The organism is Devosia sp. Root413D1, from assembly GCF_001425235.1.
Classification (GTDB): Bacteria; Pseudomonadota; Alphaproteobacteria; order Rhizobiales; family Devosiaceae; genus Devosia_A.
In genome coordinates this window covers 1-14,118 of record NZ_LMEA01000012.1, presented here as the reverse complement: position 1 = coordinate 14,118, position 14,118 = coordinate 1, and the positions used below count along the sequence as shown (strand labels likewise).

At 65.2% G+C, this 14,118-nt stretch carries 13 protein-coding genes; 6 read left to right on the top strand and 7 right to left on the bottom strand.

Annotated features, from left to right (window positions below; genetic code table 11):
* Nucleotides 1-29: 29 nt before the first annotated feature.
* The 4 genes from ASC89_RS22395 to ASC89_RS22380 all read left to right on the top strand — a co-directional run bounded on the left by ASC89_RS22395 (nt 30) and on the right by ASC89_RS22380 (nt 3,862).
* Nucleotides 30-1,121 carry a DUF3800 domain-containing protein gene (locus tag ASC89_RS22395; RefSeq protein ID WP_056002042.1) on the top strand — a complete coding sequence of 364 codons (1,092 nt, stop codon included), beginning with the start codon at nt 30-32 and terminating at the stop codon, nt 1,119-1,121.
* Between the two features lie 241 nt (nt 1,122-1,362).
* A complete protein-coding gene (locus tag ASC89_RS22390; protein ID WP_056002039.1) occupies nt 1,363-2,160 on the top strand; it encodes a phytanoyl-CoA dioxygenase family protein in 798 nt (265 codons plus the stop codon).
* A 2-nt stretch (nt 2,161-2,162) separates the two neighbouring features.
* On the top strand, nt 2,163-3,137 hold the full coding sequence (locus ASC89_RS22385; RefSeq protein WP_056002035.1) for an aldo/keto reductase: 975 nt from the start codon (nt 2,163-2,165) through the stop codon (nt 3,135-3,137).
* Complete coding sequence (locus ASC89_RS22380; protein WP_200940472.1) at nt 3,134-3,862, top strand: creatininase family protein; 729 nt, start codon at nt 3,134-3,136, stop codon at nt 3,860-3,862. Before ASC89_RS22385 ends, ASC89_RS22380 begins: the two co-directional genes overlap by 4 nt.
* Nucleotides 3,863-4,069: 207 nt before the next feature.
* On the opposite strand, the gene ASC89_RS22375 is transcribed toward ASC89_RS22380, so the two are convergent.
* The gene (locus tag ASC89_RS22375) at nt 4,070-4,969 is read right to left on the bottom strand and encodes an AraC family transcriptional regulator (RefSeq protein ID WP_056002032.1); all 900 of its coding nucleotides are present in this window, start codon (nt 4,967-4,969) and stop codon (nt 4,070-4,072) included.
* A 170-nt stretch (nt 4,970-5,139) separates the two neighbouring features.
* On the opposite strand from ASC89_RS22375, the gene ASC89_RS22370 reads away from it, so the two are divergent.
* Nucleotides 5,140-6,429 (top strand): ABC transporter substrate-binding protein, encoded by a 1,290-nt coding sequence (locus tag ASC89_RS22370; protein ID WP_244488527.1) that lies wholly within the window; start codon nt 5,140-5,142, stop codon nt 6,427-6,429.
* A gap of 96 nt (nt 6,430-6,525) precedes the next feature.
* On the opposite strand, the gene ASC89_RS22365 is transcribed toward ASC89_RS22370, so the two are convergent.
* The 4 genes from ASC89_RS22365 to ASC89_RS22350 all read right to left on the bottom strand — a co-directional run bounded on the left by ASC89_RS22365 (nt 6,526) and on the right by ASC89_RS22350 (nt 11,037).
* A complete protein-coding gene (locus ASC89_RS22365; RefSeq protein ID WP_056002029.1) occupies nt 6,526-7,983 on the bottom strand; it encodes a hypothetical protein in 1,458 nt (485 codons plus the stop codon).
* Nucleotides 7,984-8,000: 17 nt separating this feature from the next.
* Nucleotides 8,001-8,837: a carbohydrate ABC transporter permease gene (locus tag ASC89_RS22360; RefSeq protein WP_056002026.1), complete on the bottom strand. Its 837-nt coding sequence runs from the start codon at nt 8,835-8,837 to the stop codon at nt 8,001-8,003.
* Nucleotides 8,838-8,840: 3 nt separating this feature from the next.
* Entirely contained in the window at nt 8,841-9,704 is an 864-nt protein-coding gene (locus tag ASC89_RS22355; RefSeq protein WP_056002023.1) for a carbohydrate ABC transporter permease, read from the bottom strand.
* Between the two features lie 76 nt (nt 9,705-9,780).
* A complete protein-coding gene (locus ASC89_RS22350) occupies nt 9,781-11,037 on the bottom strand; it encodes an extracellular solute-binding protein (RefSeq protein ID WP_156384739.1) in 1,257 nt (418 codons plus the stop codon).
* 279 nt (nt 11,038-11,316) lie between these two features.
* On the opposite strand from ASC89_RS22350, the gene ASC89_RS22345 reads away from it, so the two are divergent.
* A complete protein-coding gene (locus ASC89_RS22345) occupies nt 11,317-11,919 on the top strand; it encodes a GntR family transcriptional regulator (RefSeq protein WP_244488526.1) in 603 nt (200 codons plus the stop codon).
* A gap of 11 nt (nt 11,920-11,930) precedes the next feature.
* Here the strand turns inward: ASC89_RS22345 and ASC89_RS22340 are convergent, their stop codons facing one another.
* Together ASC89_RS22340 and ASC89_RS22335 are read right to left on the bottom strand one after the other, a co-directional pair.
* Complete coding sequence (locus ASC89_RS22340; RefSeq protein WP_200940471.1) at nt 11,931-12,938, bottom strand: Ldh family oxidoreductase; 1,008 nt, start codon at nt 12,936-12,938, stop codon at nt 11,931-11,933.
* Nucleotides 12,935-13,969: a trans-3-hydroxy-L-proline dehydratase gene (locus ASC89_RS22335; RefSeq protein ID WP_056002014.1), complete on the bottom strand. Its 1,035-nt coding sequence runs from the start codon at nt 13,967-13,969 to the stop codon at nt 12,935-12,937. Before ASC89_RS22335 ends, ASC89_RS22340 begins: the two co-directional genes overlap by 4 nt.
* Nucleotides 13,970-14,118: the final 149 nt, after the last annotated feature.

The following is a 14,118-nucleotide window of genomic DNA, read 5'->3' as shown; positions in this document are numbered from 1 at the left end:
AACGCCACACGATCAAGTAGGACAGCCGCATGCCGGCCGCTCCACAGACGCTGTACTTCGACGAGGCAGGCTTCACCGGCTACAACTTGCTCGACTCGGCCCAACCCGTGTTCGCCATCGCTAGCACGGATCTCGAGCCCGAAGCCGCGAGCGAGATCCTAGTCGACAGTTTTCCCAGCTACCGCGGCGCTGAGTACAAGCTTTCCAACGTCTGGCGCACCAATGCCCGGCAGGGCCTGCTGCGGTTCGCGGAACATGCCGCGAAGCTTAGCGATCGGACCCTCGTCTACATTATCCAGAAGCGGATGGCGGTGCTGACCAAAATGGCCGACTTCCTGATCGAGCCAATCATCACCCATGCCGGATACGACTTTTACGCCGACGGCTTTTGCTGGAAGTACAGCAACTACATGTATTTTGGTTTCACCCTGACCGAGCCACCAGAGTTGCTGGATCGCCTTCTCGCGATCTACATGGAGTTCAGCCGCGACCCGAACCAGCAATCCCTGCGGTTGTTGCAGGGCCGGTTGCGGCTAATGGCAAACAGCGCGGGTGAGAAAACGCGCCCATTCCTTGAGCAGATGGCTGCCGGTGCCGAGGCCTTCAATCACTTCAACGACATCGACAACTTTCGGTCCAGCAATGAGCTTCACACCGGCACTATGATCGCCATGGTCTCTCGTTGGCGGCAACGGAGCAGTCGCGACTTCGCAGTGGTTCACGATGCGTCTTCGGTGTTTCTGCGCAGCCGCCGCATGTGGGAGAACATCACCAATTCGGAGGTCGCCGAGACATCCCAAATCTTGGGCGACGGCACGGACGCGCCCTTTCCCCTGCGCGTCCTGTCGACATTGCCGGTGGATTCTCGGGACAATGCTTCGGTCCAGTTCTGCGACATTCTGGCCGGTCTGAGCGTGAAGATGCATGGGGTCACGCGAGACAACCCGGACTATGCCTTCTTCACCGAGCTACAGTTCGCAGGCCTTTCCGCCGTGATGATCGAGGGCATCACACCGTTGCTGGTATTTCCTGACCAGATACCTCCCCGCAAACTCGAAGGTCCTGATGTAGTGGATCAACTGGCGGCCATTATTCAGTCATCTGAGGATCGCCGCGGTTGATGCATCGCCAGAATTTGGCGACAGACCGCGCGCCGACTACTGGCCGCATCGAGGATAGTGGCACCTGATCGAGCATTCCGAACGTCTGCACTCTGTTTCAAGTATTCTCCGAGAGGTGCGAGAGTTCTACTATCCCGGCTTCATTCAACTCCCGCCTCCGATCGATCCAAGACACTACCCACCACCGGTGCGACTATCCCCTCAGACAACACGGCACAGAGCCGGACCCGAGGAGATCACCGTGCACGATACGCTCAGCGTTCCCGACTACCCGCTCATCCAGGAGCAGATCGATCAGTATCGCCGGGACGGGTTCATTCAACTGGACGACGTGATCACCGGCCCGGTGCTCGATGCGATGCGGGGGGCTGTGGTGAATGCCGTGGCGATAGAGACCAACGAGGCGCCTGACCGGCCGCGGAGCGGGGCGCAGGCGACCTATGAGAAGATCTTCAATCAAAAGGTGAATCTTTGGCAACGCCACCCCGATGTTGCCCGCTTCACACTGTCCGCCGCGCTCGGTCGTATCGCGATGCGCCTTGAGGGACGCCCTATGCGGCTCTGGCACGACCAGGCCCTGTTCAAGGAGCCGATGAAGGGCAACAACCGTACGCCCTGGCATCAGGATGCGGTGTACTGGCCGCATGTCGATCGCTGGCACCAGACAACGATCTGGATCGCGCTGAAGGATGCGACGACGCATAATGGCTGCATGGCCTTCGTCGAGGGCACCCATTCGCTGGGCCCGCAGCCGGCCGTCGATCTGAGTGATCCGCAGGACCTGTTCGACTATGCCCCGCACCTGAGGCCGGTGAAGCCGGTGCCGCGGCCGCTGAAGGCGGGGAGCGCCACCTTTCACAACGGGCTGACCTTCCACTATGCCGGCCCCAACAAATCCGACGGCACGCGCGAAGCCTTCGCCATCATCTATATGCCCGATGGCACGCGCTTTGATGGCAAGCCGCATATCGTCACCGACGAGCAGGGGTTTGCGGCCGGCGACCTGCTCGATAGCGAGCTGTTCCCGCGGGTCGGCTAGCGATGCGCTACCGGGCGTTCGGCGGCGCCGGCTGGCAGGTCAGCGAAATCGGCTTCGGCGCCTGGCAGATCGGCGGCGACTGGGGCGGGGCGAGTGACGCGGATTCGATCCGCACGCTGCACCACGCTTTCGAGCGCGGCATCAACTTCGTCGATACGGCCGAGATGTACGGCAAGGGCCGCTCCGAAACGGTGGTGGGGCAGGCGGTCCGGCAATGGCGGCAGGACCGGATCTATGTGGCGACCAAGGTGCAGCCGACCGTCTGGCCGAGCCCCGACGAGGAGCGCCCGCCGATGCGCGGTCGCTACCCCGCCTGGCATCTGCGTGCCGCGGTCGAAGTGTCCCTCAAACGTCTGCAGGTCGAGCGCCTCGACCTGCTGCAGCTTCATTGCTGGGTGGCGGATGGCGTCACCGAGCTCGATTGGCTGGAGACGCTCAATGCCCTCAGGCTCGAGGGCAAGCTCGACCAGATCGGGGTGTCGCTGCGCGATTACCGGCCCGATGACGGCATCGCGCTGGCGCGCCTCGGTCTCGTCAGCTCGCAGCAGGTGATCTTCAACCTGTTCGAGCAGCGGCCGAGGGATCGGTTATTTCCCGCTGCGCCGGATCATCCGCCGGCCTACATCGCCCGGGTGCCGCTCGATTCCGGCTCGCTGACCGGCACCTGGACCGCCGCGACCTATGCCGGCTGGCCTGCGGGGTCGGTGCCGCACCAGCTGTTCCGTGGTGACCGCTTCGCTGAAACGCTGGCGCGGGTCGAACGGCTGAAGCAGCTCTGCGCGCCGTATTTCCCGACCCTGGCCGAGGCCGCGATGCGCTTCAGCCTCAGCGCGCCGGAGGTCTCGACGGTCATCCCCGGGATGCACAGCCCGGCCGAAGTGGACATCAACATCGCCTATGCCGATGGCGCGCCGTTTCCCGACGAGTTGCTGGCGCAACTGGCCGCCCATAGTTGGCCGCGGAATTACTACCAATGAGCGCGGACCCGGCCTCCGTGCAGTTCGAGCTGCTGCTGCCGAGCGAAATCCGCGCGGCGCTGGCGCAGCGATCGCTCGTCTATCTGCCGCTCGGGACTTACGAGTGGCACGGCGAGCATCTGCCGGTCGGTCTCGACGGGCTCACCGCGCATGGGCTGTGCCTTGCGGCGGCGCAGCGCGGCGCCGGGCTGGTGCTGCCGCCGCTCTACTATGGCGCCGGCGGCGGGCATGGCGACTATCCGTGGACGATTATGGCCGGCGCCGATGAGATCCGGCCATTGCTGCAGCAGACGCTCCGGCGCCTCGCGGCATTCGAGGTTGGCGCCGTGGTGATCCTCAGCGGTCATTTTGCAGGCGAGCAGATCGAGCTGATCCGCGGGCTGGAGGCCGAATGGGCGGGCTCGGGCGGAGGCATGCGGGTTCGGGCGCTGGCGGTCAGCATGGCCACCGGCCTGGCCCTCGCGCCGGACCATGCCGCCCGCTTCGAAACCACACTGCTCAGTGCGCTGTGGCCCGATCGCGTGCGCCTCGACCTGCTGCCGGCACTGGCCGAAGCGCCCAGCATCGACCCCGGTGGCAACGAGATGGGGGCGCAGCGGCATGACCCCGCGCACCCGCTGTTCGGGATCTTCGGTCCCGATCCGCGGCGGTTCGATCCTGCCGAGGCGCTGCCGCTGCGGGACGCTATGGTCGATTGGCTGCTGGGGGAGGCGGGTGCGCTCTAGAGCGGTACGCCTCACTCGCGGAGGGCGCCTCTGGTGCCCGCTTATGGGTGGGCTAGACTACAGTATCGCCTCCCCACCGGCTGTCATCCCAGCGAAAGCTGGGACCCAACTCTCCCCTGGTGCGGGCTGTGAAATGGGTCCCAGCTTTCGCTGGGATGACACCGAGTTTGCGGAGCGGCTTGTAGCCAACAACGTGAAGAACCCGGCTCACACATTGTAAATCGTCCGATACGCCGAGGGTGTCATGCCCTGGTAGCGCTTGAACAGCCGGCAGAAATGCGGGGCGTCGGAATAGCCGAGCTCGGCGGCGATCTCGGTGATGCTGGGGCGCGGGTTGAGCAGCAGCGTGCACGAGCGGTGGATGCGTCGCCGCTGGAAGAAATCCGTCGGCCCATAGCCGGTCGAGGCGCGGAACAGCGCCGAGAAGTGGTCGACCGAAAGCCCCGCCGCCTTGGCGCTGCGGGCCACCGAGTAGGGGGTGCCGGCGCCGGCAGCCCGATCGATGGCCTCCATCGCCGTCCACACCTCGGGCCGGAACGTGAGGGTGGCCGAGGTCGGGTCGTGCCGCATCCAGGCTCTCGCCATGGTCGCCACCGCCTTCTGCAGCGCACAGCGCAGGAACAGCGGCGATGGTGCAGCACGGTTGCCCTCAGCCTCGATCTGCGAGAGTTCCGCGGCAATGAGCTCGAAATCGGCGGCATCGAGCCGCATCTGCACGGTGTCGACGATCTGCGCTCGCATCAGCGTGGTCGAGAGAAACAGCGGCACCGCGCCGGGCTCGGTCCATAGCAGGCCGAGATCGCCCATCAGCCATTCGCTGAGGTAATAGGCGTTGATCACCTCGATCCGCTCGACCCGCTCGAAGGCGTGCACTTCGCCGGGTGGCACGACGACGACATCGCCCCGAGCCAACGGGGCGCGACCGTTTTTGGTCCGGTGTGTGGCGCCGCCCGAGGTGACGATGCAGATCTCGTGGTAGGCGTGGTCGTGCGGCGGCACATCCTCGATCACCTCCAGCCGCTGCGCCCTGACGGGCCGGCCGGCGGAGAGCTGTACGGTCGATTGCTCGATAGTGTAGTGCGCCGCAAACGGCGATCCGGGATTCATTCAACGAACCTAGCCGCACCTGCCGCAGCGCAACAAGCCCCTTCGTTGGACGCAAATCGCGGGTTCGTTCAAGCTTTGCGGCTGAATGCTGCAAGACGCGTGGCGAGGCGCCGTGGTCCTTTAGCCGACTGCCCAGCGGGAGACGGGTGGAAACTGAGGGAGGAACGAAAGTGAACAAACGCACGGCAATTCATCTGCGCGCCGCTGTCCTGGCGACGGCGCTGACTGGGCTCGTAACGGGGTGGGCCTCGGCCCAGACGGTGAACCTGACCTTGAGCCATTTCAACAACCCGAACGAAGTGGCCACGGCCAACAAGCTCATCGAGGTGTTCGAGGCGGCAAACCCCGACATCAATATCGATGTGGAGCTGATCCCCACCGGCGGCGATGGCGACAACCTGGTCAAGACCCGCCTGTCGACCGGCGATATGACGGATCTGCTCTGGTACAATGCCGGCTCGCTGTTTCATGCGCTCAACCCAAAAGAGCGTTTCGTCGACCTGACCGACGAGCCGTACCAGGCCGCGATCCTCGATTCATTCAAGTCGGTGGTCACGGAGGGAGGCCGGGTCTACGGCGTACCGATCGGCACCGCCTTCGGCGGCGGCGTGCTCTACAACCGCAAGGTGTTCGAGAAGCTGGGGCTCGCGGTGCCCAAGACCTGGGCCGAGTTCATGGCCAATAACGAAAAGCTCAAGGCAGCCGGCATCCCCGCGGTCATCCAGACCTTCGGCACGCCGTGGACGGCGCAGCTCTTCATGCTCGGCGATTACTACAACCTGCAGGCGGCCGAGCCGGATTTTGCCGAGCGCTACACCGCCAACCAGGCGAAGTACGCCACTGCTCCCGCCCTCAAGGGCTTCGAGCGCCAGGAGGAGGTGTTCAAAGCCGGCTATCTCAACGAGGATTTCGCCTCGGCCATCTTCGAGGATGGGCTGCGCATGGTCGCCGAAGGCGAGGGCGCGCAATATCCGATGCTCTCGATCACCGTCGGCACCATCGCCACGACCTATCCGGACCTCGTCAACGATGTCGGCTTCTTCGCCTTGCCGGGCGATGACGCGACCAAGAACGGGCTCACCACCTGGATGCCCAACGGGCTCTACATCACCTCGACCACCCCGCATCTGGCGGAGGCCAAGCGCTTCGTCGCGTTCGTCGCCAGCGTTGCCGGGTGCGATGCCCAGACCGCGGCGATCGGCGCGACCGGACCGTACCTCGTCAAGGGCTGCAGCATCCCGGCCGACGTGCCGCCGGTGGTCAGCGACCTCTTGCCCTATTTCGAGACCGATGGGGCAACGGCGCCGGCGCTGGAGTTCCTCTCGCCGGTCAAGGGCCCGAACCTGCCGCAGATCACCGTGGAAGTCGGCTCCGGCATCCGCTCGGCCGCTGACGGCGCCGCGCTCTACGATGAGGATGTGAAGAAACAGGCGCAGCAGCTGGCTCTGCCGGGCTGGTAAGCTCCGCCTGGAGCGACCCGCGTCGGGTCCTCGACGCGGGTCGCCGTTCCCTGTCGAGCTGCCGCTTTACCAGCGGCGGCTCGACAACGACGACGGCTAGAGTTCGATCTCGTACGCCGTCACCGAGGCCTTGGGCACGTGCAGTTTCCCAGCCGCCGGCTCGGTGGTGGTGGTCACCGCGAACACCTCTAGTGCGGTGCTGTCGATCGCCGTGTCGAGTTCGGGGTTGATGCGGTGGGCGCGGACCGCCTTCGGTGTCACCCCGCCGAGGTCGAGGTTCACGTCGGCCGCATGGTCGAGGCTGGTGTTGACGACGTGCACGTAGAGCGTGTTGCCCGAGCGGCTGGCCGACACTTCGATTGCCTTGTCGTCCGAAGCGATCGCCACCCCGTGCGTGCCCGAGGTGCGGCGGAACAGCCGCATGATGTGGCCGACCGGCAGCAGGTAGGGTTGCTCGCGCGGCGAGCCCAGCAGCACGGCGTTCACCGTCCAGCTGGTGCCGGCGAAATCGGCCAGGGTCGAGATATCGATGATATCGGAATGCCGCTCGAACAGCGCCATGCAGCGCGCGTGGTAGAGCCCCGAGATCCATTCGCGCAGCATCTCGGATTTGTTGTGCGGCTGGATCGAGAGGTGTCCTTCGGTGATCGCGAGCTTGGCGCTCGTGCCGAGGTCCTTGAGCGTTCCGCGGGCGCCCAGGAGCTTCTGCTCGACCTTTTTGTACATGCCGTCGAGCGCCTCCCAGGTGGCGCCGTAATCCTTGCGGTAGTCGCGGCCGTGCAGCACCGTCGGTTCGGTGCCGGGGTTCTGGTGCATCATGTGAATGGCGACCATGTCGACCAGGTCGCCGCCCTCCTGCACCAGTTCATTGGCCCACCACTTGCCGGTGTCGCGCTCCATGTCGCCCCAGCCGATCAACTGGATCGAGGGGTCGCGCGCCTTCATGGCTTTGGCAAACTCGACATAGTTGCGGGCGTTTTCGGCGCTGGTGAACCGTTCGCCGGCCTTGGGGTAGGAGGTCTCGTTGCCGATCTGCCACGTGTGGATCGCCCACGGCGCCTTGCGGCCATTGGCGATGCGCTCGGCATTATCGGGGTCGTTGCAGTAACTGACGAGATCGGCCGCCTCTGTGGCATCACCCGAGCGGTGTTCGCCCAGCTCGGTGTTGATGTATTCCGGGCGGCCGTCGGCGGCGAAGTTGATCGCCATGATCGGCTCCGCCGATACCGCCGCGCAGAACTCGAGGAATTCGTCGACGCCGACGACATTCTTTTCCCAGCCGCCCCACAGGTAGTTGACCATGTCCTGGCGTGAAGCGCGCGGGCCGACGCTTTCGCGCCATTTCCAGAAGCTGGTGAGGATACCGCCCCAGCGGATCGAGCTCGGGGCGAGATCGCGCACCACCTCGATGAAATCCGGGCGCCAGCGATCGGTCAGCGCATCCCAGCAGGCCTCGACCGAGGAGTCGGTGGTGCCGAGCGGCTCCATGAACTGCATGTAGAGGCGCGGTGAAATGGCGTGCAGCGGCCGTGGGTCGACCTTGATCGTCGGCATGAAGAACTCCTGAGACTTTATTTGATGCCCGAGGTTGGGCGCATTCCGCTGACGATCCAGCGCTGGCCCACGAGGAACAGCAGGATCATCGGCAAAGAGGTGACGAAGGCAGCGGCGAGGATCACCGTGTAGTTGAGCACGGCGCTGGTATCGGCGCTGAGATAGGCGATCACCACCGGCACCGGCATCGCCTCGGGGGTATTGGTGACGATCAGCGGCCAGAGGAAATTGTTCCAGCTGTAGAGCGCGGTGATCACCGTGACGGTGATGATCGAGGGCATGGCCAGCGGCACCATGATCTTCAGAAACACCTGAAAATCGGTGGCGCCGTCGATGCGCGCCGCCTCGTCCAGCTCACGCGGCACCTGCATGAAGAACTGGCGCAGGATGAAGATGCCGATGACCCGCGGCAGGCCGGGCAGGATCACCCCCCAGAGCGTGTTCACCAGCCCGATATTGGCCATCAGGTCGTAAAGCGAGATCACCTCGAGGATGCCCGGCATCATCATCGACAGCAGCACCAGGGCGAACAGCACGTTGCGGCCGATGAACTTGGTGCGGGCAAAGGCATAGGCGGCGGGCACGTCGAGCAGCAGGATGCCGACCACCTGCAGCACCATGATCACCGTGCTGTTCCATATGCCGGTCGGCACGCTCACCCCGCGCTGCGTTTCGGTGAGCACCTTGGTGTAGTTGTCGAGCGTCCACTGGGTGGGGATGAACACCCCCTTCAGCACTTCGCTGGCCGGCGCGAACGAGAACAGCACCAGCGAAACCAGCGGCAGGAACCACAGCGCCGCGAGCACGGCGAGGACGATCCAGCGGGTGGCCTGTGAGCCTTTGCGCTGCTGCATGGCTCAGACCTCCCGCCGGAAGAAGCGGAACTGGATAAAGCTCAGCGTCGCGATGATGATGGTGATGACGACGCCGATCGCCGCCGCGCGGCCCAGCGCAAAGCGCTCGAACCCCTCCTCGTAGAGCAGCATGGTGAGCACCGTGGTCGAGCCGAACGGCCCGCCCTGGGTCATGATCAGCACTTCGCCGAAGATCTGGAACGCCTGGACGATCGAGAGCACGACGACGATCAGGAGGATCGGCCGCAGCAGCGGCACGGTGATCAGCACCAGGTCCTGCAGGGCGGTGGAGCCATCGAGCCGCGCCGCCTCATAGAGCTCGTCGGGAATGTTCTCGAGCCCGGCGAGCAGGATGATCACCATGAACCCCACATTGATCCACAGCGTCACGAGGCTGATGACGAACAGCGACCAGCCGGGGATCTGCAGGAGGTTCTGGCCGGGCAGGCCGAAGAAATTCAGCACCTTGTCGATGGTGCCGATATTGGGCTCGAACAGCCAGTTGAAGGCGATGGCGGCAACCGCGACGTTGATCACGATGGGGAGGAAAAAGGCGGTGCGGAAGATGCCGATGCCGGGGAGCTTGCGGTGCAGCATCACGGCCAGCACCAGCGAGATCACCGTGATCATCGGCACATACATCGCGGCAAAACCGCTGGTGATCCAGAACGAACTCCAGAACCGGCTGTCGCCGACCAGCGAGGTGTAATTGTCGAGGCCGACAAAGGCGTTGGGGCCGAAAATGCCCCAGTCGAACAGGCTCATGTAAAGCGCCCGGCCGACCGGATAGGCGACGAACACCGCGAACAGGGCGATGTAGGGTCCCGCCAGCAGATATGGGAACAGGGTCGAGCGGAGGCGGGACATTACGGCCCTTCAAGTTGGTCGGGGGATTAGGGCGATCGGCATTGGCCGATCGCCCTGACGGGCAGGGAGGGGCCCGTTACTTCTTGGCCAGTTCCTGGCGGATGCCGTCGACCATCATGGTCACCGCCTGGTCGACATCGACCTGGCCGGCATAGAACGCCTCGGCCGCCGTCTGCACGACGCGGTCGACCTGCGGCTGCACCGAGAGCGCTGGCGGGAAGTGGACATAATCGAGCGAGGTGGCGATGAGGCTCTGCTCGGGCAACGCCTTGAATTCATCGCTGTTGAGCGTCGTCAGCTTGGCCGGCATCTTCCCGGTCTTGGCCCAGGCGAGGCTGTTGTCGCCGATCCATTTGACGAACACCAGCGCATCGGTGCGGGCTTCCGGCGGGGTACCGCGCGGGATCACGAAGTTATGCCCGAGCGCAAAGGTCGCTGGCTTGTCGCCGAAGGTCGGCAGCGGCGCGACGCCGAAGCTCAGCCCCTGGTCGGCCGCCGCCGTCTGGTAGACCGGCAAGTCGGTGATCTGGGTCAGCGATATACCGATCTTGTTCTGGGCGAACTGCGCGGCGCTGTCGGCGATGATCTCCTTGGGCGATACGCCGGCATCGATGAAGGCCTTCAGCGTCGACAGCGATTTCTTCGCCGTCTCGGCGAAGCCGTCGGCCACGTCGGTCATGTCGGCGTTGTAGAGATCGTCCTGGTACTGCCAGTAGAAGCTGTAGAAGTTGCGCACCGCGCCCGAGCCGTTGAGCTGAAAGAACAGCCCCTGCACGCCATTGCCCAGCGCCTGCAGCTTGGTCGCGGCATCGAGCAGTTCGGCGCCGGTCTTGGGCGGGTTGTTCGGGTCGAGCCCGGCCTCAGCGAACAAGGTCTTGTTGTAGTAGATGTGGCGCGGGAAGGCGTCGATCGGCACGCCATAGCGCTTGTCGGCGACGACCCCGGCGGTCCACAGCTGCGGGATGTAATCGGCCTCGGCGAGGCCCGCAGCGGCGATCTCCTCGGGGGTGTAGGCCTCGAGCGCGCCCTGCTTCACGAAGCCGGCGATCTGGTGCGAGTGCATCACCGCGAGGTCCGGCGCGGTGCGCGACGCCATCGAGACCGAGAGCTTGGTGTAGTAATCGTCCCACGGAATGATCAGCAGGTTGACGCTGACGCCCGCCGCAGCCCCCGCGCCGGCGTTGAACTCTTTCACCAGCGCGTCGATGGCGTTGCCGTCCGGCCCGGTGAACGGGCTCCAGAACTCGACCTCGCCGGCGAACGCCGCCAGCGGCATCAGCGATGCGGTAACCAGCGCCATGGCCGATACGGCCATTCGGTTCATAGCCTTCATGATCTTCTCCTCCTGATCGGGCTTCAGCCACAACCTTCTTGCATAGGCTACTGATATATTAGTATCTAAGTCAACGGCTCTCACATCTCGTATTCACGGGATGGCGCGTGCTAAGGTTCAGCTCGTGGCTTTCAAACGCCCGGAAATTAACGGTTCTGCTGTATGGATTTGCCCAAGGAATCGGGCCGGCAACGGCGGCGTGCCAGTCCCTCTCGCATCGCAGGCGGCGGCTCTGCCTCTGCTTGGCGACTAGTATATCAGAACCTTCGTGAGGACATTGTGTCGCTGCGGCTGAAGCCCGGCGACCCGATCAGCGAGAAGGAAGTGGCGGCCCGCTATGGGGTCAGCCGAACCCCGGTGCGGGAGGCCATTCAACGGCTCGCCGACGAGCGCCTGGTCGAGATTTTTCCCCAGTCGGGCACCTTCGTCGCCCGCATTCCGTACGACGACCTGCCCGAGGCCATGGTGATCCGCAAAGCGCTGGAAACAGCTTCGGTGCGGCTGGCGGCAGAGAAGGCGACGCGGAGCCAGCTGCTGGCGCTGGCCACCATTGTCGAGCAGCAGCGCGAAGCGGCGGAAGCCAACGACCGTAGCGGCTTTCACCGCGCCGACGAAGCCTTCCATGCCAAGATCGCCGAGATCAGCGGCTTTCCGGGCATCTGGCGCCAGGTGCTGCAGGTCAAGGTGCAGGTCGATCGCTACCGGCGGCTGACCCTGTCGCAGGAAGGGCGCATGGCGCAGGTGATTGCCGACCACGAGCGGATCCTCGCCGGCATCACCGCCGGCAAACCGCAGGACGCCGAGCTCGGCATGGCGCTGCACCTCGATGCCGTGCTCCCGGAGGCGGTGGAAGGCCAGCCGGCCGACGCCACGGCGGACTGAGAGACCCCTTCTCAGCCCGCTGCCAGCGCTCGGATTTCCTCCAGCGCCGCTTCGTCCACGGCGATGCCGTTGGCGAGGCTCTTGCGGCGGGTAGCGTAACGGCGGTCGCCCGGAAGGCGCGATTGGCCGGCGTCGTGGATTTCCGCGATCAGCACTTCGAGCCGGTCGGCAAAGCTGTTCACCGCGCCGCGCTGTGGGTCGATCAGGATGTAGGTCTGGCCGCCATGCGGCGTGGCAGCGCCCGGATGGGCGCTCCAGTCGATTTCGAACGAATAGTCGCCGCCGGCCAGCGCCGCGCCCATGATTTCCATCATCATGGCGATCGACGAGCCCTTGTGTCCGCCGAACGGCAGCAGCGCACCGCCATCGAGGATGGCGGCGGGGTCGGTGGTCGGGTTGCCGTGCCGGTCGACGCCGGTGCCGGGCGGCAGTTGCCGGCCTTCGCGCCGGGCGATCTGCACGTCGCCATTGGCCATGGCGCTCGAGGCCTGGTCGAACACCAGCGGATCGGTGCCCTCACGCGGTGCGGCAAAGCCGAACGGGTTGGTGCCGTAGACTTTGCGGTGGCCGCCATGCGGCACCACCGATGCCATCGAGTTGATCATGGCGAGGGCAAGAAATCCCTGACGCGCAAACGGCTCGATATCCGGCCACACGGCGCTGAAGTGGTGCGCCTTGCGCACGCTGAGCACGGCGATGCCGTTGGCCCGCGCCTTGGCCATCAGCGGTTCGCGCGCCAGCTCCAGCACCGGCAGCGAGAAGCCGTTGCGGCCATCGGCCCGCAACATGCCGGGCGCCACATCCTCGAGCACCGGCACCGCCTTGCCATCCACCCAGCCGGTATCGAGCGAAGCGAGATTACCCTTGATGCGGAAAATGCCGTGGCTATGCGCCCCGTCGCGCTCGGCGCCGGCCATGTTCTCGGCGAGGCTGGCCGCCACCGTCTCGGAGCAGCCGTGCCTCAGGAACACCTGACGCAGCAGGGCGACCAGCTCGTCATATGCGATCGTAGTGGTCACTTGCCGATCCGCGGCCAGGTGTCGGAGAGCCGGTAGCCGCCCTGCCAGGGGTCGGAGGGGTCGAGCATCTCGGTGCGGGTGCCGGTGATCCAGGCACGGCCGGAGATCGAGGGGATGATCGCCGGTCGGCCGCCGAGCGTGGTGTCGGCCTCGATGCGGCCGAGGAACTCCGAACCGATGATCGAGCGCGCCAGGTAGCGGTCCCCGACCTGCATCTCGCCTTTGGCGCGCAGCACTGCCATGCGGGCCGAGGCGCCGGTGCCGGTGGGCGAGCGGTCGATCTTGCCCGGCTGGATGGCCACGGCATTGGCAGCGGTCAGCATCCCGTCTCGCCGCTCGAGTGGCGCGGCGATCTGGCAGAACGAGAAATGCGTCCAGTCCGGGTTGGTCGGATGGGTGAAGCCGAGCTGCTCGTTGGCGGCGCGGGTAATGCGGATGCCGGTTTCGGCAAGCTCGCGCGCCTCATCCGGGGCGATGCGGAAGCCCAGCGCCTCGGCATCGACGATGACGAAGCTGTCGCCGCCATAGGCGGCATCGACGGTGAGCGTGCCGATGCCCTCGACCTCGAGCTTGGCCCCGAGCTTATCGGCAAAGCTCGGGACGTTCGTCACGGTGATCCGCTCGGCTTTGCCGTTCCGGCACTCGGCAACCACCTCGACGATGCCGCCCGGTGCTTCCAGCACCAGCCGGGTTTCCGGCTCGGTCATCGGGATGATGCCGGTATCGAGCAGCACGGTCGAAACGCAGATCGAGTTCGAGCCGGACATCGGCGGCGTGTCCTCCGGCTCCATGATGATGAAGCCCATCTGCGCCCGCGGATCCTTCGGTGGCACCAGCAGGTTGACGTGCCGGAACACCCCGCCGCGTGGCTCGTTCAACACCAGGTTGCGCAGCGTCTGGTCACGCGCGATGAAGCGCGACTGCTCCCACAATGTCTCGCCCGGCGGCGGCGCGACGCCGCCGACGATCACATCGCCGACCTCGCCCTCGGCATGGCAGCCGACGATTTCAATGGCGCGGGTAGTTCTCATTTGGTCATCCAGAGTGGGGTGTCGACAGGAGGCACCGGCGGTGCCGTAATCCTCCCCCGCGTGGCGGGGGAGGGGGACCAGCGAAGCTGGTGGAGGGGGGAGCCAAACCAACCGTCGACTCTTGCTACCCCCTCCACCGCCTTCGGCGG

Bases quoted from the DNA above. Each gene is read 5' to 3' on its own strand.
- ASC89_RS22380 (WP_200940472.1), top strand. From the start codon at position 3,134: ATGAGCGCGGACCCGGCCTCCGTGCAGTTCGAGCTGCTGCTGCCGAGC.
- ASC89_RS22355 (WP_056002023.1), bottom strand. From the start codon at position 9,704: ATGTCCCGCCTCCGCTCGACCCTGTTCCCATATCTGCTGGCGGGACCC.
- ASC89_RS22375 (WP_056002032.1), bottom strand. From the start codon at position 4,969: ATGAATCCCGGATCGCCGTTTGCGGCGCACTACACTATCGAGCAATCG.
- ASC89_RS22335 (WP_056002014.1), bottom strand. From the start codon at position 13,969: ATGAGAACTACCCGCGCCATTGAAATCGTCGGCTGCCATGCCGAGGGC.
- ASC89_RS22350 (WP_156384739.1), bottom strand. From the start codon at position 11,037: ATGAAGGCTATGAACCGAATGGCCGTATCGGCCATGGCGCTGGTTACC.
- ASC89_RS22365 (WP_056002029.1), bottom strand. From the start codon at position 7,983: ATGCCGACGATCAAGGTCGACCCACGGCCGCTGCACGCCATTTCACCG.
- ASC89_RS22360 (WP_056002026.1), bottom strand. From the start codon at position 8,837: ATGCAGCAGCGCAAAGGCTCACAGGCCACCCGCTGGATCGTCCTCGCC.
- ASC89_RS22385 (WP_056002035.1), top strand. From the start codon at position 2,163: ATGCGCTACCGGGCGTTCGGCGGCGCCGGCTGGCAGGTCAGCGAAATC.
- ASC89_RS22395 (WP_056002042.1), top strand. From the start codon at position 30: ATGCCGGCCGCTCCACAGACGCTGTACTTCGACGAGGCAGGCTTCACC.